Origin of the sequence: Pseudomonas umsongensis, assembly GCF_002236105.1 — a bacterium.
GTDB lineage: Bacteria > Pseudomonadota > Gammaproteobacteria > Pseudomonadales > Pseudomonadaceae > Aquipseudomonas > Aquipseudomonas umsongensis.
Genome location: NZ_NIWU01000002.1, coordinates 84,391 through 109,150, shown reverse-complemented (window position 1 = coordinate 109,150; position 24,760 = coordinate 84,391). Strand labels below are relative to the sequence as shown.

At 60.3% G+C, this 24,760-nt stretch carries 18 protein-coding genes and 1 tRNA gene; 4 read left to right on the top strand and 15 right to left on the bottom strand.

The window, feature by feature from the left end:
• The first annotated feature begins 189 nt into the window (after positions 1-189).
• On the top strand, positions 190-2,718 hold the full coding sequence (locus tag PSUM_RS10690) for a PepSY domain-containing protein (protein ID WP_033044573.1): 2,529 nt from the start codon (positions 190-192) through the stop codon (positions 2,716-2,718).
• A 168-nt stretch (positions 2,719-2,886) separates the two neighbouring features.
• On the opposite strand, the gene PSUM_RS10685 is transcribed toward PSUM_RS10690, so the two are convergent.
• From PSUM_RS10685 to ptsP, 3 genes are read right to left on the bottom strand one after another with little or no spacing between them, the layout of a single operon-like run.
• A complete protein-coding gene (locus PSUM_RS10685; RefSeq protein ID WP_020796551.1) occupies positions 2,887-4,626 on the bottom strand; it encodes a PTS fructose-like transporter subunit IIB in 1,740 nt (579 codons plus the stop codon).
• A gap of 11 nt (positions 4,627-4,637) precedes the next feature.
• On the bottom strand, positions 4,638-5,579 hold the full coding sequence (gene pfkB / locus PSUM_RS10680) for a 1-phosphofructokinase (protein WP_020796550.1): 942 nt from the start codon (positions 5,577-5,579) through the stop codon (positions 4,638-4,640).
• Positions 5,579-8,440 carry a phosphoenolpyruvate--protein phosphotransferase gene (gene ptsP, locus PSUM_RS10675; protein WP_020796549.1) on the bottom strand — a complete coding sequence of 954 codons (2,862 nt, stop codon included), beginning with the start codon at positions 8,438-8,440 and terminating at the stop codon, positions 5,579-5,581. The genes pfkB and ptsP overlap by 1 nt, the downstream gene beginning before the upstream one ends.
• Before the next feature lie 294 nt (positions 8,441-8,734).
• Between ptsP and cra the strand changes: the two genes are divergently transcribed.
• Entirely contained in the window at positions 8,735-9,730 is a 996-nt protein-coding gene (gene cra / locus PSUM_RS10670) for a catabolite repressor/activator (protein WP_020796548.1), read from the top strand.
• 3 nt (positions 9,731-9,733) lie between these two features.
• Complete coding sequence (locus tag PSUM_RS10665) at positions 9,734-10,510, top strand: TatD family hydrolase (protein WP_083348216.1); 777 nt, start codon at positions 9,734-9,736, stop codon at positions 10,508-10,510.
• Here the strand turns inward: PSUM_RS10665 and PSUM_RS10660 are convergent, their stop codons facing one another.
• The 5 genes from PSUM_RS10660 to PSUM_RS10640 form a co-directional block, all read right to left on the bottom strand.
• On the bottom strand, positions 10,511-10,900 hold the full coding sequence (locus tag PSUM_RS10660; protein ID WP_020796546.1) for a hypothetical protein: 390 nt from the start codon (positions 10,898-10,900) through the stop codon (positions 10,511-10,513).
• A gap of 174 nt (positions 10,901-11,074) precedes the next feature.
• Positions 11,075-11,779, bottom strand: a complete 705-nt coding sequence (locus PSUM_RS32610; protein ID WP_371106603.1) for a methyl-accepting chemotaxis protein — start codon at positions 11,777-11,779, stop codon at positions 11,075-11,077.
• A 1,544-nt stretch (positions 11,780-13,323) separates the two neighbouring features.
• Positions 13,324-14,160 (bottom strand): regulatory signaling modulator protein AmpE, encoded by an 837-nt coding sequence (ampE, locus tag PSUM_RS10650; RefSeq protein WP_020796544.1) that lies wholly within the window; start codon positions 14,158-14,160, stop codon positions 13,324-13,326.
• On the bottom strand, positions 14,160-14,717 hold the full coding sequence (gene ampD / locus PSUM_RS10645) for a 1,6-anhydro-N-acetylmuramyl-L-alanine amidase AmpD (RefSeq protein WP_020796543.1): 558 nt from the start codon (positions 14,715-14,717) through the stop codon (positions 14,160-14,162). Before ampD ends, ampE begins: the two co-directional genes overlap by 1 nt.
• A gap of 62 nt (positions 14,718-14,779) precedes the next feature.
• Complete coding sequence (locus tag PSUM_RS10640) at positions 14,780-16,156, bottom strand: DUF1631 family protein (RefSeq protein WP_083348215.1); 1,377 nt, start codon at positions 16,154-16,156, stop codon at positions 14,780-14,782.
• A 242-nt stretch (positions 16,157-16,398) separates the two neighbouring features.
• On the opposite strand from PSUM_RS10640, the gene nadC reads away from it, so the two are divergent.
• The gene (nadC, locus tag PSUM_RS10635) at positions 16,399-17,247 is read left to right on the top strand and encodes a carboxylating nicotinate-nucleotide diphosphorylase (protein WP_020796541.1); all 849 of its coding nucleotides are present in this window, start codon (positions 16,399-16,401) and stop codon (positions 17,245-17,247) included.
• Positions 17,248-17,341: 94 nt separating this feature from the next.
• On the opposite strand, the gene PSUM_RS10630 is transcribed toward nadC, so the two are convergent.
• The 7 genes from PSUM_RS10630 to infB all read right to left on the bottom strand — a co-directional run bounded on the left by PSUM_RS10630 (position 17,342) and on the right by infB (position 24,745).
• Positions 17,342-17,647: a DUF6388 family protein gene (locus tag PSUM_RS10630; protein WP_020796540.1), complete on the bottom strand. Its 306-nt coding sequence runs from the start codon at positions 17,645-17,647 to the stop codon at positions 17,342-17,344.
• A gap of 134 nt (positions 17,648-17,781) precedes the next feature.
• A tRNA-Thr gene (locus PSUM_RS10625) sits at positions 17,782-17,857 on the bottom strand.
• A gap of 181 nt (positions 17,858-18,038) precedes the next feature.
• Positions 18,039-20,144 (bottom strand): polyribonucleotide nucleotidyltransferase, encoded by a 2,106-nt coding sequence (gene pnp, locus PSUM_RS10620; RefSeq protein WP_020796539.1) that lies wholly within the window; start codon positions 20,142-20,144, stop codon positions 18,039-18,041.
• A gap of 208 nt (positions 20,145-20,352) precedes the next feature.
• Positions 20,353-20,622 (bottom strand): 30S ribosomal protein S15, encoded by a 270-nt coding sequence (rpsO, locus tag PSUM_RS10615; RefSeq protein ID WP_011332409.1) that lies wholly within the window; start codon positions 20,620-20,622, stop codon positions 20,353-20,355.
• A gap of 115 nt (positions 20,623-20,737) precedes the next feature.
• Entirely contained in the window at positions 20,738-21,655 is a 918-nt protein-coding gene (truB, locus tag PSUM_RS10610) for a tRNA pseudouridine(55) synthase TruB (protein ID WP_020796537.1), read from the bottom strand.
• 3 nt (positions 21,656-21,658) lie between these two features.
• Positions 21,659-22,060 carry a 30S ribosome-binding factor RbfA gene (gene rbfA / locus PSUM_RS10605; RefSeq protein WP_020796536.1) on the bottom strand — a complete coding sequence of 134 codons (402 nt, stop codon included), beginning with the start codon at positions 22,058-22,060 and terminating at the stop codon, positions 21,659-21,661.
• Positions 22,061-22,219: 159 nt separating this feature from the next.
• On the bottom strand, positions 22,220-24,745 hold the full coding sequence (infB, locus tag PSUM_RS10600; RefSeq protein WP_020796535.1) for a translation initiation factor IF-2: 2,526 nt from the start codon (positions 24,743-24,745) through the stop codon (positions 22,220-22,222).
• Between the last annotated feature and the right edge of the window lie 15 nt (positions 24,746-24,760).

Here is a 24,760-nt window from a genome sequence, read left to right as displayed (position 1 = left end):
TGATCTTCGGCGATTGCACCACCGCCCAAAATCAAGATCAAAAGATCGCAGCCTGCGGCAGCTCCTACAGGGGTCAGGCCCCGTTCATCCAGGTGAACGGGGCTTTTGTGTGTAAAGGGAATGTTCCTCGATAACCCACGGCATAATGCGCGCCGTGATGACTATTTTTAAACGAGCAAGGCGAGCGACGTGTTGAAGAAAACCCTGTTCCAGTTGCACTGGTTTTTTGGCATCAGCGCAGGTCTCGTCCTGGCCCTGATGGGCATTACCGGGGCGACGGTCTCGTTTCAGGATGAAATCCTGTACGCGCTGAACCCTTCCGTGTTGCAGGTCCAGAAACAAGTCGCCGGCGTGCTGCCACCGGCTGACCTGGTGGAGAAGATCGAGGCGGCGACGCAGATGAAAGTGGCGATGCTCTCGGTCGGCATCGACAGCGACGTTGCCGCAAAAGTGTTCTTCACCCCGCCAGCGGGCGAGCGTCGCGGCCCCATGCGTTACGTCGACCCGTACACCGGCGAACTCCTGGGCGACGCCACCGGCCAAGGCTTCTTCGGCCTGATGTTGCAACTGCACCGCTTCCTCGCCATGGGCGATACCGGCCGGCAAATCACGGGCGCCTGCACCCTGATCCTGGTGTTCTTCTGCCTGTCCGGCCTGTACCTGCGCTGGCCTCGCCAGTGGAAAAGCTGGCGCGCCTGGCTGACCCTCGACTGGAAGAAAAAAGGCCGCAGCTTCAATTGGGACTTGCATTCGGTTGCCGGCACCTGGTGCCTGGTGTTTTATCTCCTGGCCGCGCTGACCGGGTTGTCCTGGTCCTACGAGTGGTACAACAAGGGCCTGACACGCCTGCTCTCCGATTCGCCACAGAATGAACGTGTTCGCGGTGGACGCGGCCCTGGGCCAAGCGGTCCGGCACCGGTGGTCGACTACTCGGCGATGTGGAGCAGCATCTACAGCGCTGCCGGTCCCGACCTGAGTTTCTACAACACCCGCATGCCGTCCGTGGCCGGGCAACCGGCAACTGTTTTCTACCTGTTGAAGAACTCGCCCCACGACCGCGCGCTGAACCAGATCACCCTGGACCCGGTGACCGGCGCGATCAAACGGCATGACCGCTACAGCGACAAGAGTTTCAAGGCGCAGTTGTTGACCAGCATCTACGCGCTGCACGTGGGCAGCTATTTCGGCATCGTCGGGCGCATCGTCCTGACGCTCACGGCCCTGAGCATGCCGCTGTTCTTCGTCACCGGATGGCTGCTGTACCTGGATCGTCGACGCAAGAAACGCCAGATCAAGGACGCCCGCAAAGGCCTGGCACAACCCGACAACAACACCCCGGCCTGGCTCATCGGTTTCGCCAGCCAGAGTGGCTTTGCCGAGCAATTGGCCTGGCAGACCGCCGGCCAGTTGCAGGCGGCGGGCCTGCCGGTGAAGGTGCAGCCACTGGCGGATGTCAGCGAGCAGGACCTGCATGCTTCGAACAACGCGCTGTTTGTGGTCAGCACCTTCGGTGACGGCGAAGCGCCGGACAGCGCCCGGGGTTTCGAGCGCAAGGTGCTGGGCCGGTCGTTAAGCCTCGACAGCCTGAACTATGCCGTGCTGGGACTCGGCGACCGGCAGTATCAACACTTCTGCGGGTTTGCCCAGCGCCTGCACAAGTGGCTGGGCGAGCACGGCGGCAAGACCTTGTTCGCGCCGGTGGAAGTCGACAGCGGCGATCCCTATGCCTTGCGTCACTGGCAGCAGCAACTGGGCCTGTTGACCGGTCAGGCGCCTGTGGGCACCTGGCAAGCACCGAGCTACGAAAACTGGACGCTGGTCCGCAGGGAATTGCTCAACCCCGACAGCAGCGGCTCATCGGTGTACTTGCTGGGCCTGAAGGCGCCAGGTACCAACAGCTGGCTGGCCGGTGACCTGGTGGAGGTGCTACCGCGCAATTGCCCTTGGGCCATCGAGCACTTCCTCGAAGGATTGGGGATCGACGGTCGCGCGACGATTACCCACGAGGGTTTGTCGCAACCGCTGGAACAAGCCCTCGCCAGCCGGCAGCTGCCCGAGAACCGCAGCCATTTGGTCGGCCTGCATGCGCAGTCCCTGGTGGATGCCCTCGTGCCGTTGGCCATGCGCGAATACTCCATCGCCTCGATAGCCGCCGACGGCATCCTGGAATTGATCGTGCGCCAGGAGCTGCACCCTGATGGCACCCTTGGCGTCGGCTCCGGCTGGCTGACCGAACACGCCGCCGTGGGCGGCAGCATCAGCCTGCGCGTGCGGCGCAACAGCGGTTTCCACCTGCCCAATGAACCGGTGCCGATGATCCTGCTGGGCAACGGCACGGGACTCGCTGGCTTGCGTAGCCTGCTCAAGGCGCGCATCGCCGATGGCCAGCAACGCCAGTGGTTGTTGTTCGGTGAGCGCAATCGCGAACACGATTACCTGTGCCGCGACGAGCTGGAGGAGTGGTTGATTTCCGGCGACTTGCAGCGCCTGGACCTGGCATTCTCGCGTGATCAAGCCGAGAAGATCTACGTGCAGGATCGCTTGCGCGATTCGGCCGAAGAGCTGAAGAAATGGCTGGCGGAGGGTGCGGTGATCTACATCTGCGGCAGTCTTCAGGGGATGGCCGCAGGCGTCGATCAGGTGCTGAACGATGTGTTGGGCACCGCCGAAGTCGAGCGCTTGATCGAACAAGGCCGCTACCGCCGCGACGTTTACTGACCCTACAGTGATCATTCCCACGCTTTGTGTGGGAATGCCTCAACGGACGCTCCGCGTTCGGCTCCGGAAGGGACGCGGAGCGTCCCGGGCTGCGTTCCCACGCAGAGCGTGGGAACGATCAATCTGATTTAACGCCCGGAGCCTGATAGCGCCTACAGGGGGCCAGTGTCAGGCGTTGACGGGTTCCACCGCCATCTCCACCACTTCCGGCCGCTTGACCAGCGCATACACCACCGCCGTCAACAAACTCCCCGCCACAATCGCCAGCAAGTACAGCAATGCATGGTTGATCGCATTCGGAATCGCCAACACAAACAACCCACCATGGGGCGCCATCAACTTGCAGCCGAAGTACATCGACAACGCACCGGTCAGCGCACCGCCGGCAATGCTCGCCGGGATCACCCGCAGCGGGTCTTTGGCGGCAAATGGAATCGCGCCTTCGGAGATAAAGCACAGCCCCAGTACCAAGGCCGCTTTACCCGCCTCGCGTTCGGTCTGGGCGAACTTGCGCCTGGCAATGAACGTGGCGATGCCCAGGCCGATCGGCGGCACCATGCCGGCGGCCATGGTCGCCGCCATCGGTGCATAACTCTGCGACGCCAGCAGCCCGACCGAAAACGCATACGCGGCCTTGTTGATCGGCCCGCCAAGGTCGACACACATCATGCCGCCCAGCAGCACGCCGAGCAGAATCGCGTTGGTCGTGCCCATGCTGTCGAGGAAATGCGTGAGCCCGGCGAGCATGCCCGCCACCGGCTTGCCGACCACGTAGATCATCACCAGGCCAGTGAACAGGCTTGCCAGCAAGGGGATGATCAGGATCGGTTTCAGCGCCTCGAGACTCTGCGGCAACCGCGCATAACGATTGATCGCCTGCGCCGCGTACCCGGCGAGGAAACCGGCAATGATCCCGCCGATAAAACCGGCACCCAGGGTGCTGGCCAGCAGGCCGCCGATCATCCCCGGCGCCAGGCCCGGACGGTCGGCAATCGAATAAGCGATGTAGCCTGCCAGCAGCGGCACCATGAGCTTGAACGCGGTGTCGCCGCCGATCTGCATCAGCGCCGCCGCCAGCGTCCCCTCTTCCTTGAAGGCGGTGATGCCGAATACGAACGACAAGGCAATCATCAAGCCGCCTGCCACCACCATCGGCAACATGTACGACACGCCGGTCAACAGGTGTTTGTAGACCCCGGTCTTCTCTTGTTTGACCGGCCCCTTGGCACCGGTCGAAGCGCTTTCCTGCTTGCCTTCGGCCAATGCTTTATTGAGTGTCGCTTCAGCCTGCTTGAGGGCAATGCCGGTGCCGCAACGGTAGATTTTCTTGCCAGCGAATCGCTCGGTGGCCACTTCGATGTCCGCCGCCAGCAGCACCACATCGGCGTCGGCAATCGCTTGGGCGCTCAGCGGATTGCGTGCGCCGACCGAACCCTGGGTTTCCACCTGCAAGTCATAGCCCAAGCGCTTGGCCGCTTGCTGCAAGGCTTCGGCGGCCATGAAAGTGTGGGCGACACCGGTTGGACAGGCCGTCACGGCAACGAGTCGCGGCGCGTTTTTAACGACGGCCACCGGCTCAACCACGGCTTGCGGTGCGACATACACCTGAGCCTCTTCAGCACCACGGCGCAATACCGCTTCGACGTCTTGCAGCGCTTGGGCAGGGGTACTCTGGAACAAACGCTTACCGACAAAACGCGACATATCCACAGGCGCGCTGGTCACCAGCAACACCCACTCGGCCGCCTCGATCGTGGCGGCCGACAGTTGCCGTTCGGGATGTGCCGAATCGCTGATCTCCACGCTGGTGCTCCAGCCCTGACGCTGGGCCGCGGCATCGAGCAACCGGGCGCACAGCACACTGGTGACCATGCCGTTCGGGCAGGCAGTAACAATGGCTAACTTCATGACCAACCCTCTTATTGTTCTGTCAGGGGGCGCACGCGCACGCCCTGTTCGAGCTGCGCCAGTTGCGCTGCATCGCTGATACCGAAGCCGATCTGGGTGACCGCCATCGCGGCAATCGCCGTGGCGGTGCGCAAGGTTTGTTCAGGCGTATCGGCACTGAGCAACCCGTGGAGCATGCCGGCCAACAACGAATCGCCCGCGCCTACCGTACTGGCGACGCTGACTTTCGGCGGCGTGGCATGCAGCGCCGAACCGACGCTGAACCAGTTCACACCCTCGGCACCGTGGGAAATCACCACATGCTCGATGCCTTGGGCGTGCAGGCGACTCGCGGCTTGCGCCTGGGCCAGGACCGACACCGTCTCGCCACCGAGCACTTCAGCCAACTCCTCGGCATTGGGCTTGATCAACCATGGAGCAGCCTTGAGCGCCGCCCGCAATGCTTGCCCACTGGTGTCCAGGGCGACCTTCAAGCCCAGATCATTCAATCGCCCGATCAATGCCTGCAACCACTGCGGGCTGATGCCTTGGGGCAGACTGCCGGCAACCACTACCGCATCATGCCCCGGCGCTATCTGGTCGAGACGCTCGAGCAATGCCTGCTGCGCCGCGGCGCTGACCAGCGGCCCTGGCCCATTGAGGTCGGTGATACGTCCATCGCTTTCCGCCAGCTTTATGTTGCTGCGCGTCTCACCGGGAACACGAATGAACGCATCGACAAAACCGCGTTTGGCGAACAGGTTTTCGAAAGCTTGCTGATTGTCTTCACCGAGAAAACCGCTGACGGTCAATTGATGCCCGAGGTCCGCCAACACCTGCGCCACGTTCACCCCTTTGCCCGCAGCATGGGTGTGCATGGTGTCGCTGCGGTTGACCTGACCGGGTTCCAGGCGCGCAAGCTGGACGGTGAGGTCCAGCGCCGGGTTGAGGGTCAGGGTTAAAATTCTGGCCATTACAAAGCCTCCACTAATGCGCGCACTTCATTCGCGCTGCCCACGGCAAGTGCCTGTTGGGCAAGGGTTTGAGCCTGGGTCAGGCTGAGTTCGCGAACCCGCGCCTTGACCTCGGCAATGCTGCGTGCGCCGACACTGAGTTCATCCACGCCCAAGCCAACCAACACCGGTACCGCCAACGGATCGGCCGCCAACTCGCCGCACACACCGACCCATTTGCCATGGGCATGGGCCGCGCGCACGGTGATGTCGATCAGCTGCAGCACCGCCGGATGCAAGCCATCGGCCTGGGCCGACAAGGTTGGATGGCCACGGTCGATGGCCAGGGTGTATTGCGTCAGGTCATTGGTGCCAACGCTGAAAAAGTCGACTTCCCTGGCCAGCACCGGCGCCAGCAAGGCCGCCGACGGCACTTCGATCATGATGCCCAATTGCAGGTCCGCCACTGGAATTTCCAGGCGCAGGCGTTCGGTCATGTCCCGCGCCTGGCGCCACTCGTCGACGCTGCCGACCATCGGAAACATGATCCGCAGCGGGCGGTTGTCGGCGGCGCGCAACAAGGCGCGCAACTGGGCTTCCATGATCTGCGGCCGTTGCAGGGTCAAGCGAATGCCGCGCACCCCGAGGAACGGGTTTTCTTCCTTGGCGATCGGCCAATACGGCAGCGGTTTATCGCCACCGACATCAAGGGTGCGCACCACCAGCGGACGACCGGCCAGGCCATCGAGAACACGGCGGTATTCGGTTTCCTGGGTCGCCTCGTCCGGCGCTTGCGGGTGGGCCATGAAAATCAATTCGGTGCGCAACAGACCAATGCCTTCGGCGCCCTGCTCTACCGCACTGGTGACGCCGGCACTTTCACCGATATTGGCGAACACTTCGACGGCATGGCCATCGGTGGTCAACGCCGGTTGATGGCGTTGTTCGGCGGCGGCCTTCAGGCGTTGCTCGCGGGTATCACGCTCCTGGGTGGCGCGCTGCAAGGTCGCCGCGTCGGCGTCCACATGCAAACGCCCGCGTTGGCCATCGATCAACAGCGGCGTGCCCGGCGCCAGCAGCAACACCGCGGCACCGGCACCGACCAGGGCTGGAATTCCCAAGGCCCGCGCAACAATCGCGCTGTGAGCGGTGGCGCCACCGCGGGCGGTGAGAATACCGGCGACACGGGCCGGATCAAGGCGCGCCACATCGGACGGACCGACTTCGTCCATCACCAGAATGTAGGGCTGCTCAGGTTCATGCGGTGTTTCGACACCACTGAGCTGCGCCAGCACTCGACGGCCGATATCGCGCAGATCGGCGGCGCGCTCGGCGAGCAAGGCGTCCTGCAAGGACTCCTGTTGCCTGGCAGCGGCTTCGATCACCGACATCCACGCCGCTTCCGCGCTTTCGCCCTGCTTGAGACGGGTGTCGACCTCATCGGTCAACTCCGGGTCGTCGAGCATTTCCTGGTGGGTGATGAAAATCTCGCGGATAGCCTTGGCCTTGCTGCGTTCGATCAAGCCGCCGATGTCCTGGCGCACGTGCGCCAGCGCTTGCTTGAGGCGCTCACGCTCGATGGCGGCGGACTCTCCCCGTAGCGGGTAATCGATGGTTTGCAGTACCTGGATATGCGCCGGGCCGATGGCGATTCCCGGAGCGGCGGCGATGGCCTGCACCAGACTGCCCGGCGCCGGGGCGAGCAGTACTTGGGCCACCTCGACGATTTCTTCACGAGGCTGGCTCACCGCTGGCAACGGCTCGACTTCTTCACCGAGGCCCTCTTCAATCGCGGTCAACAGAGCGGGCAAGGCATCGGCGGCGATGCTCGGCTCGGCGATGATTTCCAGCACCTGCCCACGACGGGCGCCCAGGCTGAGCAGTTTGCTCAAGCTTTTCACCGACACCGCACTGTCCTGGCCGTCGACGATGCGGATGCGAATCTCGCCTTCAAAACTTTTCGCCAGTTGCGCGAGGATCTTCGCCGGACGGGCATGCAGACCGTGGGCGTTGGCCAGCGCAATGCGTGCGCTCGGCCAGTCTGCCGGCAACTCGCCGCCGAGCACTTCAAGCACCGCGCGGCAACTGGTGGCACGGCCCAACTCATGGCCGCGACCTTCAATCAGCAACGCACACAGGCGTTCGAGCAACGCTTGGTGGGCCTCGCCCAGGCTGGCCAGGCAAAACAGGCCGCTCAGCGGTTGACCGAGGTAGCGCAGCGGTTTGTCCGGGGTGACGAACGCCAGGCCTGGACGCTTGACCGTTTGTTCACTGTGCAGCCACCACAGCCCATCGCCCAGCGGCAGCGCTTCGACTTGCTGCAACACGGCGGAGAAACCATTGCTGACGCAGTCGGCCTGACGCAGTAACCGCGCGCCACGCCAGACCAGCTCTTCGAAATCTTCGGCAGCGACGCCCAAGCCGATCATCTGCGCATCCAGCGCCAGCTCTTGCGGCGCGCCTTGCAGCAGTTTCAGCAAGGCCTCGGCGCTGCTGGCGCGACGCAAGGCTTGGCCAAGGTCGGTCTCGCCGAGCGCGCGGGTCAGCAGTTGCAGCAGGCGCAGGTGTTCGTCGGATTTGGCGGCAATCCCGATCGCCAGGTAGACGATCTGTCCGTCACCCCAGTCCACGCCGTCGGGGAACTGCATCAGGCGCACGCCCGTGGAAAACACTTGGTCGCGGGTTTCTGGCGTACCGTGGGGGATGGCAATACCTTGACCAAGAAAAGTCGAGCCCTGGGCTTCGCGTGCCTGCAAGCCGGCGAGGTAGCCTTCGTCAACCAGACCATCGTCGACCAGGTGCCTGGCCAGCAGTTGCAGCGCGGCGGATTTATCCACAGCCGACTGGCCCATGGATATCTGCTCTATGGTGAGCTCGAGCATGCTGTCTCCTGTTGGCGCCCTTGGGGCGCCAGGTATTGTTTTTGAATGATTCAGCTTAGGCCTTTGTCTTAAAACAATCTTCGGCGGTTTCACGGCAGAACCGGCCAAAGCAGCCATTAATGTAGAAAATACGCTTGCTGAATCGTTTAATCTAGAGTGATTGGCACGTTACTCGATAATGGTGCATCGTTGAAGCCCAACTTGTCGGATGCGTTGTGACCAAGGTCGCCTGCCTGAATCGGGTAGGATTGGTGAAAATGTCGAGGCAAGCTCGAAAAAACAAGGAATAGCGGGTTGAAACTCAGTGATATAGCCCAGCTGGCCGGTGTGTCCGTCACCACCGCCAGCTACGTCATCAACGGCAAGGCCGAACAGCAACGTATCAGCAGCGCCACCGTTGAGCGCGTGCGCGCGGTCGTCGAAGAACATGGTTTCACGCCTAATCCCCAGGCGGCCGGCCTGCGCAGTCGCCACACCCGGACCCTGGGCTTCATTCTGCCGGACCTGGAAAACCCCAGTTACGCGCGGATCGCCAAGCTCCTTGAACAAGGTGCCCGGGCGCGTGGCTACCAGCTATTGATTGCCAGTTCCGACGATGCACCCGACAGCGAACGGCAATTGCTGCAACTGTTCCGCGCCCGTCGTTGTGATGCCCTGATCGTTGCCAGTTGCCTGCCGCGGGGTGACGACAGCTATCGCCAACTGCAAGCCAAAGGCATTCCGATCATCGCCATCGACCGGGTCATGGAGCCTGAATATTTCTGCTCGGTGATCAGCGATGACCGAGAGGCCAGCCTGCACCTGACCCAAAGCCTGCTTGAGCCGTTGCCCAAGCAGATCGCCTTGATCGGCGCGCGTCCCGAATTGAGCATCAGCCAGGAACGGGCTGCTGGCTTCAAGCAGGCCCTGGTCGGGTACGACGGCGAAGTGCTCATCGAACACGCTGATTCGTTCAGCCGTGAGTGCGGCAAGCAGTTGATGGAAGAACTGATCCAACGCGTAGGACATTTGCCCGAGGCCCTGGTGACGACGTCCTATGTACTGCTTCAGGGTGTGTTCGATGCGTTGCACGATTTCCCGTTGAAAACCCGCCCGCTGCGCCTCGGCACATTTGGAGACACCCAGTTGCTGGATTTCCTGCCGCTGCCGGTGAACGCCATGGCACAACAACACCAATTGATTGCCGACAAGGCGCTCGCACTCGCCCTGGCAGCCATCGAGCAGTCCGATTACCAACCCGGTGTGCTGGCCATCGCGCGGACGTTCAAACAACGTATTCGCCAGGACTGAGCCATGGACCTGATCGACACCCACACCCACCTGGACTTCCCCGACTTCGACGCGGATCGTCAGGCACTGATGGCCCAGAGCCGTGCTCTCGGGGTACGTGAAATGGTGGTATTGGGGGTGTATCAGGGTAATTGGCAGCGCGTCTGGGAATTGGTGCAAAGCGATCCCGACCTGCATGCGGCGTTCGGTTTGCACCCTGTGTACCTGGAGGATCATCGCCCCGAACATCTCACCGAACTGGGCGACTGGCTGGGGCGACTGGCCGGCCATCGCCAGCTGTGTGCGGTGGGCGAGATCGGCCTGGACTACTTCATCGAAACCCTGGACCGCGAACGACAGCAGGCGTCGTTCGATGCGCAACTGCAACTGGCGGTGGATTTCCACCTGCCCGCGCTGATCCATGTGCGGCGCAGTCATGCGGCGGTGATTGCCACGCTCAAGCGTTTCAAGTTGAAACGCGCCGGAATCATCCACGCCTTCGCGGGCAGTCAGGAAGAAGCGCGCGAATACATCAAGCTCGGTTTCAAGCTCGGCCTCGGCGGCGCTGCGACCTGGCCCCAGGCACTGCGCATGCACCGCGTACTCGCCCACTTGCCACTGGAGTCGGTGGTGCTGGAAACCGACTCGCCGGACATGGCGCCAGCGATGTTCCCCGGCCAGCGCAACAGCCCGGCGCACTTGCCAGCGATCTGCACGGCGCTGGCGCAAATCATGTCGCTCGCCCCGGAACAACTGGCCGCCGCGAGCAGCGCCAACGCCCGTGAACTGTTCAACTGGTAATCAGTCGACGTGGGCCTTGGCGGCCTCGAGAATCAACGTCATGTGCTGACGCTGGCGGGCGAATCGAAGAGCAACGAAGTAGACGAAAATCGCCACCAGTGAAATGTTCAGTTGCTCCACGACGCTGAGCATTCCAATCCATTCCAGTACCAACGCCACCAGCAATGTGCTGCAAATCATGATTAGCAGGCTGGCCTTCAACATGGCTAACGAGTCCAGGGTCTTGAAGCGCCTGATCTGTTTCGGGTCGCTCAGTTGCAGGGCTTTCTGACAGTGGGTACAGGTGAATGCTTCGTTGATTGCAATGGCATTGAGTTGCCAGGGTTTGAGCAATAGCGTGCGCTGGCAATGTGCACAGCGCCCCTGGATACCAAGTGTTGCGACAGCCATAACCGTGCCTCCTCCATGCGGTCAGTGACGTTGATAGTCCTTCATTGAAGACGAAAAAAGCAGCTCCTAAGAAAATAAGGACCTTTCCTACAAAAGAAGAGGATGAGGTACTACAGAAATTTCAGGCGCTCACCAACCTGTGGGACTGAACTCCCACAGGTTGGTGAGATGTCTTCAGACCCGGAAGGCGCTGATCAACTGCTTGAGCTGCACCACCTGCGCCGACAGCGCGCGACTGGCATCCTCCGTCTGGTGCGCACCTTCGGCAGTACGCTCTCCGGCACGATTGATCTCGACAATGTTCTGGTCAATGTCGTGGGCCACGGCGGTCTGCTGCTCCACAGCCGCGGCAATCTGCTGGTTCTGATCGACGATCATGCCGACAGCGCCCAGGATATTGTCCAGGGCTTGCTGGACCTTTTCCGACTGCCCCACCGTTCCATTGGCCATCTCATGGCTGACGCTCATCGCCTTGACCGCGGCCCCAACACCGCCATGCAGCTTGGCGATCATCTGTTCGATCTCTTCGGTCGATTGCTGGGTGCGCTTGGCCAGTGTGCGGACTTCATCCGCCACCACCGCAAATCCGCGCCCCTGCTCACCCGCCCTGGCTGCCTCAATAGCGGCATTGAGTGCCAGCAAGTTGGTCTGTTCGGCAATGCTCTTGATCACCTCCAGCACACGACTGATGGACTGGCTGTCGCTGGCCAGTTGGTTGATCACCTGCACCGACTGGTCGATTTCACTGGCCAGCGCAGCGATGCTGCCCTGCTGCGATTCCACCAGCCCACGACCGCTCGCCGTTTCGTCGTTGACACTGTGGGCGCTGCTGACGGCGGCGGCAGCACTGCGCGCCACCTCAAGGGACGTGGCCGACATCTGATTCATCGCCGTGGCGACCTGCTCGATCTGCGAGCGCTGACCGGCCACGGCCTGGTTGCTTTGCGCGGAGACACTCTCTACTTGCCCGGCTTGGCGCTCGACCTCGCCGACGGTCTGTCCGACACGCTCGATCAAGTCATGGATCTTTTTCACGGTGCCGTTGAACACCTCGCCCAACTCACCCAGCTCATCACGACTGTGGGCGTTGAAAGTGACCGTCATGTCGCCGGCCGCCACTTTGTCCATGACCTCGCCAAGACGCTTGAGGGTGGTGCGGGTCGAGGCGTAGAACGCACCGTACAGATAAAAAATCAGCACAAACACCACCGACAGCGCCACGGCCTGCAGAATCATGTGCGTGCGGTTCTGTTCCAGGCGTTGTTGCAACTGGGTGCCGAGAAATTTCAAGGTGGCTTCATTGAGTTGATAGGTCTGGCCCATCAGCGCCGAGACCTGATCGTAAAAGGCCTGCCATGGTGCATCGAGCGTGTCGGCCATCACCACCTGCTCTTCGAACAGTTCGCTGGCCTTTTTCAACGAGGCCTTGCTGCTGTCAGCCTGGGTCGCCAGGGTTTCACGTGCGGCGTTGCTCGAGCCCGTTGCGTCCTGCAGCTTCAGGCCGTACTCGGCATGGAGCTTGTCGAGCTGTACCAGCAATTCATCGAAACGCGTGCTCGACGACGAATTGAGAAACCCCTGGCCCAGGGAAGAGGAGCCCAACGCGCGACCTTCACCCAGCATCTGGGTAACGCGCGGAGTGATGTTGGTGACGAGCTCGCTCAGCTGACGCATGTCACTCTGGCTATCGTGGCTGAGACCGGCCTGACTGGCGATGATCTGGCCGAAGACCTGCGCATTGCCGAGCAGCTTGCTGATCAGTGCACTTTTGCTTTGCAGGGACTTTTCCGTCTGCTGCGCTTTGAATGCGCTGATCATTTCATCGCGCTTGGCATCGAACAGCACGACCTGCTCCGGATCGGTGGCCATTGCCGTCAAGCCCTGCAAACGTGCCAGGACACCTTGTTCAAGCGTACCGATCTGCGTCTCGACATTTCCCGCCTTGCCCGACTGGCCCAAGGCGACGTTGATCTGCACAAGATTGTTCAGGGTTTCCAGATCACGCCTTAACGCGAGACTGCTACCCAACAGATCCAGGCTCTGCAATTCGACCCGGGTGCCCTGGAACTCGCGATAGGAATCACGCACCAGGTAGAAGTTGGTTACCAGCATCGGCACCAGGAACAGTACGCTGATCAGGCTGAACTTCATGCCGAAGCTCAGGCGGTTCATCAGCGCGACGGCGGGATAGAGCAAGCTCTTCACTGGAAGTCTCCCTTCGATTTCTTATTTTTATTGGCGGGCGCAGCGAGACGGCAGATAGCCAGTATTCGGCGCTATCTCTGTATAGCGTAAATCAGGGGAGATTTTTGTAACTTAAGGTTAACGGAAGACACATTTTAAGAGTGACGGCATTCCCGCGAAGAACGATGACGCGGTGCTACAGACACACCGCGGCGCCTGGTTCGCCGGCAACCCAGCGCCTACGGCAGAACCGTCCACAACGCAAACCCCGCATACCAGAGCACTGCCGCTCGCAGCAGCAACTCCCAGATGCGATCGAGGCTGTTGACGCCTTCAGGCCCGACCACCGGGGCTGGAATCTCACCGGCTACCAGCCCGACCTTTTCGATCAATTGGGCAGCGCTGATGTTCCAGTTCAACAGTTCGTGCAACATCACCCGGCTGACCGCGACAAAGTTGCCGACCAGGGCAAAGCTCGCTGCCAACAGACGCACCGGCACCCAGTCGAATGCATGGCGCAGTTGCGCAGCACGCTCGACCACAGCCGGGTTTTGCCCGTGTTCTTCTGCCAGCGCCAGCAATCGATAACTCAGCGCGGCCACCGGCCCGAGCAGGAAGTACCAGAAAATTATCGCGAAAAAGCTCTGGTAGGCCTCCCACAGCAAATGCCCTTCGACCCGCTCCAGCAGTTGCTCGGCATTGTCGGCGCAGATGTCCAGGTCACGCTTGGCCACATGAGCCGCCGCTTGCAGGTCTTCGCGACGCCAGGCATCGCGAAAGGATCCTAGCTCCCCCAGCAGGTCACCACGCCCCAGGCTGTAGATCACCACCAGCAAATGCACCGGCAACGCCAACAGACCGTAGGCTACGGGGTCGAGCACCACCAGCAGCAAGCCCAGCACCGCCACTGGAAACAACACCAGCACGGCAAGGACCAGCCACGGCCGCTCTACCAGACGCGGGCTGAGCTCTAGCTTGTTCAGCTCACGAATCCAGCCAGCGTCGTGCTGAACCCGGTGGCGCAGGGCCGAAAACTTCTCGATCCATACCGCCAACAGCAACACCAGAAAACTCATTATCCTTCCTCTTGTGCCAAGGCCGCGCGATAGCGTGCCCAATCGAACGCGGGTCCCGGATCGGTCTTGCGCCCAGGGGCGATATCGCTGTGCCCGCAGATACGCTGCGTGGTGATGGCCGCAAATGCCGATTGCAACTGCCGGGTCAGGGTCGTCAACGCTCGATATTGCGCATCGTCGAACGGCAGATCATCCGTGCCTTCGAGTTCGATGCCTATGGAAAAATCGTTACAGGTTTCCCGCCCTTCAAAACTCGACACGCCCGCATGCCAGGCACGCTCAAGGCAAGAAACAAACTGAGTGACGGTGCCGTCACGCTCGATCAGAAAGTGCGCGGAAACCCGCAGGTGCGCAATCCCTTCAAAATAGGGATGCTCCGTGACATCCAGGCGGTTCTGGAAAAACTCCTGCACCTTTCCAGTCTTGAACTGCGCTGGCGGCAGGCTGATGTTGTGGATCACCAGCAGGGAAATTTCGCCCTCGGGGCGCGCATTGAAGTTGGGCGAGGGGCATAAATGCACGCCTTTGCACCAACCGCTGGCGGGGTCCAACTGCATACAGGTTCCTTCAACGACGACTGTGTTGGCGCCAGTATGCCGCGATAGGCCATCGGGGGCGATCATTTGACGCGATTGAGGTACTGCAATTTGCCCATCACTGAAGCCAGGTCTGGTTCAAACAATACGCCATCGTCGAACACACGTGCAGTATCGACCGGACCTTCCTCAGCCGTAGGCAGGATGATTGGCTCCAATACCTCGACCGTCGCTGTCGCGTCGGCTCGCGAATGCCCTGGATGCTCGAACATTTGAACGTGCAGGTACTCCAGCTCGCTGAAAAACGCACGGGTCGCAAATGGATCGAACGCCGAACCGCTCAGCCCTTCGCGCAATGCCTTTAGCAACGCCGGAACCAGCGTCAACAAATGCTCACGAGCATCGGGCGGGTCATGACGTTGGACGCTCCAGATCAATTGCATCATGGTCTGCACATCAGCCTGCCACTGCAGTGACAGATGGCCACGCTTGAGGCAGGTCAGTAGCAATACCTTGCTCCAAGTCTCGAGCACGAATGCCAGCACACTTTGCGGCAATGTCTTACCCAGCAGAGCCTGGTTCAAAGCTTGCTCTACTCGCTGGCGGGCCAAAGCGGTCTGGGCGTGACTTTCTTCGGCGTCGCGAATCCGCTGCTCCAGCCGTTCAATGCGTCGGCGTTCGTCACGGGTGAGCGCGTCAGCTTGCTCACCTTCCGGCATGGCAAGCTCAGAAGCGATGTTGTTATCCATCGTGTCGTTTGTAGGGGCAGGTGTCAGGCCTGGCAGCACGCCGGTGGCGATCAACAGTTGGTTGGCCTGGGCGTAAAGCTGGCCGGCGCCACTGAGCACATAGCGATCAAACAGCGTGAGGATGATCAGCTTGACCTTGATGTCCACACCCAGGTGACGCCCGGCCGCCAGGAAGCACTTGCAGAGCACCGTGGGCCCCAGGGGATTGTGCTGTTCGATCAGCGTCCTTCCCAACAACGTACTGAGGCGTGCGGTGAGCTGGTCGAGGGCGAAACCGTCGCGGTAGAGCACCTTGTTGACCATCGCTTGCACAGCCAGGTTGCGTTCGGGCGCGTCATCAGTCGGCGCAACACTCGCATTGGGAGACAATGACCGAGGCAGCATCCTGTAGGCGAGATCGCATTGGCCGAGGTTGATGAACGCCTTGAAGAGTTGCTCGAAAAACAACCGCTCGATACTTTTGCGTTTCAAACGCAAATCGCGCATCGCCTCAAAGAAAAGATTCTGCTCAACATCGTCAGGTGCCCGGTCGGCCATTTCGAAGAGGGTATCGTCGGCATTATCGAACAGCGCCTGCAAGCCCTGCCTGAGCTGTTGCGTCGCCTTGTCGCGAACCTGCAACACAATGACAGGCAGGCGGGCGAGTGGCAGTTGCGTCGCCTGGTCACTAGCGACCCTGCGCAATGGCACTACATTCCCGTCGATGTGCATCCAGCCTCCTGAAATTCCAGACCGTCAAAGCCATGACGTCAAATCCAAGGCGAATTATCAGGTAAAGGGCGTCCTTGCGCCACCCCGGCGCGTACTTCGCAGGAAAAGGAGGCAGCCCCAAGGGGGCATCACACACGCAATCGACCAAATGCAGGCTTCAGAACGCCAGCAACCGTTCTGACGCCTTGGGTTGCTCAGTACCATGGCCCTATAATCGGGGCACTTTGTTTGTGGAGCGCCTTATGCCGAATCTACGTCTCGCCGACTTGAACGCCGAAATCGAAGCCAACGTGCGCCGCGCGTTGCTCGAAGACATCGGCAGCGGCGACATCACCGCACAGCTGATCCCTGCTGAACGCCTGGCCAAAGCCACCATCATCACTCGCGACGCTGCCGTCATCAGCGGCACCGCCTGGGTGGATACCGTGTTTCGCCAGCTCGACCCACGGGTTGCGGTGCACTGGCAGGTTGCCGATGGCGAGCGGGTCAAACCCAATCAGGTACTGTTCCACCTCGAAGGGCCAGCTCGCTCGCTGCTGACGGGGGAGCGCAGCGCGCTGAACTTCCTGCAAATGCTCTCTGGCGTTGCCACTCGCGCGCAGCAGTTGGCGGACTTCGTTGCCAATACCCAAGTTAAACTGCTCGACACCCGCAAAACCCTGCCAGGGCTGCGTTTGGCGCAGAAGTACGCCGTAACCTGTGGCGGTTGCCACAACCACCGCATCGGCCTGTATGACGCCTTCCTGATCAAGGAAAACCATATCGCCGCCAGCGGTGGCATCCCGCAGGCCATCGCCGCCGCCCACAAGATTGCGCCGGGCAAGCCGGTAGAAGTCGAAGTGGAAAGCCTGGATGAACTCAAGGAAGCCCTGGCGGCCGGTGCCGACATCATCATGCTTGATGAGCTGAGCCTGGATGACATGCGCGAAGCCGTGCGCTTGAACAACGGCAAGGCAAAGCTGGAGGCCAGCGGCGGGATCAACGAAAGCACGCTGCTGCCGATTGCCGAAACCGGGGTGGATTACATTTCGATTGGGGCGATGACCAAGGATGTGAAGGCTGTCGATCTGTCGATGCGACTGAGTCTGTGACCAGCAACGCATACCTGTAGAAGCCCGGCTTGCCGGCGATGGCGATCTGAAGGACGCTATCGTCGGCAAGCCGGCCTCTTAAAGAGCGTTTTTGTCAGACCACCAGATTGTTCATCTCGCAGTACTCTTCCCATTCCACACCCAAGACCTCGGCCGCTTCCTTGTGCAGTTTCAGGCGTTCGGTCTCGTACTCTTCAGGGGTCGAGGTGTACTTGAGCGTCAACTCCCACGGCTGCAAGCCCTGGGCTTCGGCTTCATCCTCGAATGCCCACTGGATCTGGTCCTTCTGATCATCGGGTGGCAAGTCCTTGATCTCTTCCAGCAAATGGGGTACGTCCAGCACGTATTTCTTGAGGGCTTCTTCGTGTCTGGCTTCTTGAGACAATTCTTTAACGGTCATGGCGTTCTCTTTGATCGGGGGAATGGAAGATGGATCTGGATCATCAAGGATCTCTCTGACGCAAAAAAACCGCGTGAAGCCCGGCTTTTCTGGCCTTCAGAACCATTCGGGATCATCTGAAAACAACGTGTCGCTGGTGCCCGAGACAGGAATCGAACCTGCGACCTTCGCGTTACGAGTGCGCTGCTCTACCGACTGAGCTACACGGGCAGTGGGCTAAACCTAGCACTGACCATGGGGCCAGGCAACTTCGAACACTGTTAAAAATCAAAAGATCGCAGCCTTCTGCAACGCCCGCATAAGGCTACGATCCTTTGATTTTTCTGCACATGGCAAAACGCCCCGAACCAGTCGGGGCGTTTTGTTGTTCAGCGGTCAGATGCGGGAGTGATTAAACGCCCGAAGCCTTCGCCGCCGCTACGTCCTTGATGGACAGCTTGATACGGCCGCGGTTGTCCACGTCCAGTACCAGCACTTCCACTTCCTGACCTTCTTTCAGAATGTCAGTCACTTTCTCTACGCGAGCATCGCTCAGCATGGAGATGTGAACCAGACCGTCCTTGCCAGGCAGGATGTTGACGAATGCGCCGAAGTCGACGATGCGCTCAACCTTACCGACGTAGATCTTGCCGATTTCGGCTTCAGCGGTAATACCCAGGACGCGCTGACGAGCAGCTTCTGCAGCTTCCTTGGTTTCACCGAAGATCTTGATCGAACCGTCGTCTTCGATGTCGATCGAAGCCTTGGTCTCTTCACAGATCGCACGAATGGTCGCGCCGCCTTTACCGATGACATCACGGATTTTGTCGGTGTCAATTTTCATCGCGATCATGGTCGGAGCGTTTTCCGACAGCTCGGTACGCGACTGGCCAATGATCTGGTTCATCTGGCCGAGGATGTTCAGGCGCGCTTCCAGGGCTTGGCCCAGAGCGATCTCCATGATCTCTTCGGTGATGCCCTTGATCTTGATGTCCATCTGCAGCGCGGTCACGCCTTTGGCGGTACCGGCTACCTTGAAGTCCATGTCGCCCAGGTGGTCTTCGTCACCCAGGATGTCGGTCAGGACGGCGAATTTCTCGCCTTCTTTAACCAGACCCATGGCGATACCGGCAACCGGTGCCTTCATTGGGACGCCAGCGTCCATCAGGGCCAGGGAAGCACCGCAAACGGAAGCCATGGAGCTCGAACCGTTGGATTCGGTGATTTCCGATACAACGCGGATGGTGTACGGGAACACGTCAGCGGCAGGCAGCATGGCCTGAACCGAACGACGTGCCAGGCGGCCGTGACCGATTTCACGACGACCAGCGCCACCCATGCGACCACACTCGCCCACCGAGAACGGAGGGAAGTTGTAGTGCAGCATGAACGGGTCTTTTTTCTCGCCTTCCAGGGTGTCCAGAAGTTGTGCGTCACGGGCAGTACCCAGCGTCGCAACTACCAGGGCCTGGGTTTCGCCACGGGTGAACAGGGCCGAACCGTGAGTCTTCGGCAGAACGCCGACTTCGATGTTCAGCGGACGTACGGTACGGGTGTCGCGACCGTCGATACGTGGCTTGCCGTTCACGATGTTTTCGCGAACGGTGCGGTATTCGATTTCGCCGAAAGCCGCTTTGACTTCAGCAGCGGAAGGTTGGCCTTCTTCGCCGGACAGCTTGGCGACGACCTGGTCCTTCAGCTCACCCAGGCGAGCGTAACGGTCAGCCTTGATGGTGATGGTGTAGGCCTGGGAGATCGCCTCGCCGAACTCGGCGCGGATCGCACCCAGCAGTTCAGTGGCTTCAGCTTGCGGAGCCCAGGTCCAGGTTGGCTTGGCAGCTTCGGCAGCCAGCTCCTTGACGGCTTGGATCACGGCCTGGAATTCGTCGTGGGCGAACAATACTGCGCCCAGCATCTGGTCTTCGGTCAGCTCTTTGGCTTCCGATTCAACCATCAGGACAGCTTCCGAAGTACCGGCAACGACCATGTCCAGGCTCGAAGCCTTCAGTTGTTCGTAAGTCGGGTTCAGCAGGTAGCCGGTGCTTTCGTGGAAGGCAACGCGGGCAGCGCCGATCGGGCCATCGAAAGGAATGCCGGAGATGGCCAGGGCAGCCGAGGTACCGATCATCGCAGCGATGTCCGGATCGGTCTTCTTGCTGGTGGACACGACGGTGCAGACAACCTGCACTTCGTTCATGAAGCCTTCAGGGAACAGCGGACGGATCGGACGATCGATCAGTCGGGAAGTCAGGGTTTCTTTCTCGGAAGGACGGCCTTCGCGCTTGAAGAAACCGCCTGGGATCTTACCGGCAGCGTAAGTCTTTTCCTGGTAGTGAACAGACAGAGGGAAGAAACCCTTGCCTGGATCGGCTTGCTTGGCACCAACGACGGTCACCAATACGCTGACGTCGTCGTCAACGGTGACCAATACTGCGCCGGAGGCCTGACGGGCGATACGGCCAGTCTCGAGGGTAACGGTCGACTGACCGAACTGGAATTTTTTGATTACCGGGTTCACGGTGTCCTACCTTCTTTTGTGGCTCTTGGGGAAACTGGGTTCTTGCGAAATTCTTGGGCAACGCCGGGAATCGGCCCGATGGGTTGTCCTGGGTGTCTCACACAGGCAAAACGGATATCCAGATAAAACTTGAGGCTGGGAGCCTGCCATGCGCCGGCGGAAACCCGCTGACGCACGACAGACAACCAACCTCTAGCGCAATCGCTGATTAGCGACGCAGACCCAGGCGAGCGATCAGAGCGCTGTAACGGCTCACGTCCTTGCCTTTCAGGTAGTCCAGCAGCTTACGACGCTGGTTAACCATGCGGATCAGACCACGACGGGAGTGGTGATCTTTACCGTTGGCCTTGAAGTGACCTTGCAGTTTGTTGATGTTGGCGGTCAGCAGTGCAACTTGCACTTCTGGCGAACCAGTGTCACCAACAGCTTGCTGGTAGTCAGCTACGATTTGAGCTTTTTCTTGAACGTCGAGAGCCATGTGGCAATCCTTTTATCAGGAAACTGTTTCAAAAACAGTTTCAACAGGCCAGGGACAAATCCCTGTATCTAAAAATGAGTAGTGACCGTGCCTGCTAACAGCCACACTCGTCCGGTCATTCTGACCGAATCAGTCGACGCGGCGCGATGCGCCCGTCTTCACTCACTTCACCAATACCGATGAAGCGACCATTGTGATCCTGTACCCGTACCATGCCGAACTTCGGGGCATCCGGGGCGCGTACCGGCTGGCCATTGAGCCAGTAGAACGCGCTCGCTTCCGAGAACTGCAACAGTGGCCAATCCAGCAGGCCGCTGTCCGATGGCATCAGGAAGCGGTCGACCGCCTCGTTGCCGCCTTCGGCATGTACCGCTTCCAGCTCTTCGAGGGTCACGGTCTGCGCCAGGGTGAAAGGCCCGGCCTGGGTACGTCGCAGTTCTGCAACGTAAGCGCCACAACCGAGTTGCTCACCGATATCCTCCACCAGGGTGCGAATATAGGTGCCTTTGGTGCAATCCACCGCAAGCCGCGCAGTATCCCCTTCGAAGGCCAGCAATTCCAAGCGCGTAATAGTAACAGAACGCGGTTCGCGCTCCACTACTTCACCTGCACGGGCCAGCTTGTACAAGGGCTGCCCATCACGCTTGAGAGCCGAGTACATCGGCGGTATCTGACTGATTTGCCCACGAAATTGCGGTAATACAGCTTCGATATCGGCGCGACCAACGGTCACCGGGCGCTCCTGCAAAACCTCGCCCTCGGCATCGGCCGTGGTGGTTGTCTTGCCCAGTTGCGCGAGGGTTTCGTAACCCTTGTCGGAATCGAGCAGGTACTGCGAGAACTTGGTGGCCTCACCGAAGCACAGCGGCAACACGCCAGTGGCCAGCGGATCGAGACTACCGGTGTGCCCGGCCTTCTCGGCGTTGAGCAACCAGCGGACCTTCTGCAAGGCTGCGTTGGAGGTGAACCCCAGCGGCTTGTCGAGCAGGATGATGCCGCTGACGTTACGACGGATACGTTTGACCTGAGCCACCGATTACTCCTTGGTGTCTTCGGCTTGTGCCGTAACCGAGTGCTGGTTGTCTTCAGCCACTGCGCGCTCGATCAAGGCCGACAGATGCGCACCGCGCACGACGCTTTCATCGTAGTGGAAGTGCAACTGTGGAACGCTGCGCAGCTTCATCTCGCGAGCCAGCTGCATGCGCAGGAAGCCAGCGGCGGAGTTGAGCACCTTGATGCTTTGCGCGATCTCTTCGTGACTGTCCTGGCCCATCACGGTGATGAAAATCTTGGCGTGACCGACGTCACGGCTGACTTCCACAGCGGTAATGGTGACCAGGCCGACGCGCGGGTCTTTGACTTCACGACGGATCAGTTGTGCCAGCTCACGCTGCATCTGATCGCCGATACGTTGGGTACGGCTGTATTCTTTTGCCATGTCTTGTTACCTGTTACTGCCCCACGGTGAAACCCGTAAGGTCTGAAAGCGGCAAACGCCCGGCCTGACAAAAGCCAGACCGGGCGTTGCGTTTAGAGTCCGGGCGATGCGCCGCGCAATTGCATGCGGCTGGCCATCACGGCTCTTGAAGTGCGCGAGTTAGAGGCTGCGAGCAACCTGGACCTTCTCGAAGACTTCGATCTTGTCACCGACCTTGACGTCGTTGTAGCTCTTCACGCCGATACCGCATTCCATGCCGGCACGTACTTCGGAAGCGTCATCCTTGAAGCGACGCAGGGATTCCAGCTCGCCTTCGAAGATAACGATGTCTTCACGCAGTACACGGATTGGACGGTTACGGTGAACAACACCTTCGATCACCATGCAACCGGCGATCGCGCCAAACTTCGGCGAACGGAACACGTCACGCACTTCGGCGATGCCCAGGATGTTCTCGCGAACGTCGCTGCCGAGCATACCGGTCAAGGCTTTCTTGACGTCTTCGATGATGTCGTAGATCACGTTGTAGTAACGCATATCCAGACCTTCCTGCTCGACGATCTTGCGAGCGCCGGCATCGGCACGCACGTTGAAGCCGAACAGTACAGCGTTGGAAGCCAGTGCCAGGTTGGCGTCGGATTCGGTAATACCACCAACACCGCCACCGACCACGCGCACTTGCACTTCGTCGTTGCCCAGGCCGTTCAGGGCACCGTTCAACGCTTCCAGCGAACCACGGACGTCGGATTTGAGGACGATGTTGAGCGTCTTCTTCTCTTCCTGACCCATGTTTTCAAAGATGTTTTCCAGCTTGCCGGCGTGAGCACGGGCCAGCTTGACTTCGCGGAACTTGCCTTGACGGAACAGAGCCACTTCACGGGCTTTCTTCTCGTCGGCAACCACGCTCATCTCGTCGCCAGCGTCCGGGGTACCGTCCAGGCCGAGGATCTCGACAGGGATGGCCGGACCGGCTTCCTTGATTGGCTTGCCGTTCTCGTCGAGCATGGCACGAACGCGGCCATAGTTCGAACCGACCAGGACCATATCGCCCTGGCGCAGGGTACCGTCTTGAACCAGAACGGTAGCCACCGGGCCACGACCCTTGTCCAGACGGGATTCAACCACGACACCACGGCCAGGAGCCGATGGCGTTGCAGTCAGTTCCAGGACCTCGGCTTGCAGCAGTACCGCTTCGAGCAATTCGTCGACGCCAGTACCCATTTTCGCCGAAACCGGTACGAATGGAGTGTCACCACCCCACTCTTCCGACGTCACGCCGTGTACCGACAGCTCGCTACGAATGCGATCGAGGTCAGCACCTGGCTTGTCGATCTTGTTCACTGCGACAACCAGCGGAACGCCAGCAGCCTTGGCGTGCTGAACAGCCTCGATGGTCTGTGGCATCACGCCGTCGTCCGCCGCAACCACCAGGATCACGATGTCAGTCGCCTTGGCACCACGGGCACGCATTGCGGTAAACGCGGCGTGACCAGGGGTGTCGAGGAACGTCACCATGCCACGGTCGGTTTCAACGTGGTAGGCACCGATGTGCTGGGTGATACCGCCGGCTTCGCCAGCAGCTACCTTGGCACGACGGATGTAGTCGAGCAGGGAAGTCTTACCGTGGTCAACGTGGCCCATTACGGTCACGACCGGTGCACGGGAAACCGCCTCACCTTCAAACTTCAGGGACTCAGCCAGGGAATCTTCCAGGGCGGTGTCGCTGACCAGGGTCACTTTGTGGCCCAGCTCTTCGGCAACCAGCTGGGCAGTTTCCTGGTCCAGTACCTGGTTGATGGTCGCTGGGGTACCCAGTTTGAACATGAACTTGATGATTTCAGCAGCCTTGACCGACATCTGCTGGGCGAGATCGCCCACAGTGATGGTCTCGCCGATCTTCACTTCGCGCACGACAGGGCCGGTTGGGCTCTGGAAACCGTGGGCGTTGCGCTTCTTCAGCTTGGCCTTGCCGCGACCACCACGACGGAAGCCATCGCTTTCTTCGTCGGTAGTACGTGGGGCAACGCGTGGCGCAGGCGCCTTCTCCTTGACCGAAGCACGATGCGGAGCGTTTTTGCGCTCACCATCGCCGCCACCGCGACGACTGTTGTCGTCGGCACGTGGCTTATCCGGACGACGCTGCTCGTCGCGCTTGCGGGTATCGGCTGCAGGTGCCGGAGCGGCAGCCACGACCGGCGCGCTTTCGCGCACAGGCTCGGCCACCGCAGCTGGCGCTGCAGCAGGTTGGGCTTGGGCGGACGGCGCAGCAGCTGGCTGGCGACGCGCTTCTTCTTCGGCGCGGCGCTTGGCTTCTTCTTCAGCCTTCTGACGTGCAGCATTTTCTACTGCGCGACGTTCATCCAGTTCACGCTTGCGCTCGGCTTCGATTTCTTCCGGGCTGCGCTGTACGAAGACTTTCTTCTTGCGTACTTCAACGCTGATGCTTTTGCTGCCAGCAACACGCAGGGTGCTGGTGGTTTTACGCTGCAGCGTAATCTTGCGTGGTTCTTCCACTTTCGCCTTGTGACTGCTCTTCAAGTGAGTCAGCAACGATTGCTTCTCACTGTCAGTCACACTTTCTTCGGCGGCGGTGTGCGGCAGACCTGCCTCACGCATCTGCTGCAACAGGCGCTCTACCGGTGTTTTGACCTCATCGGCCAGTTGTTTCACCGTGACTTGCGTCATGCATTTCTCTCCTCA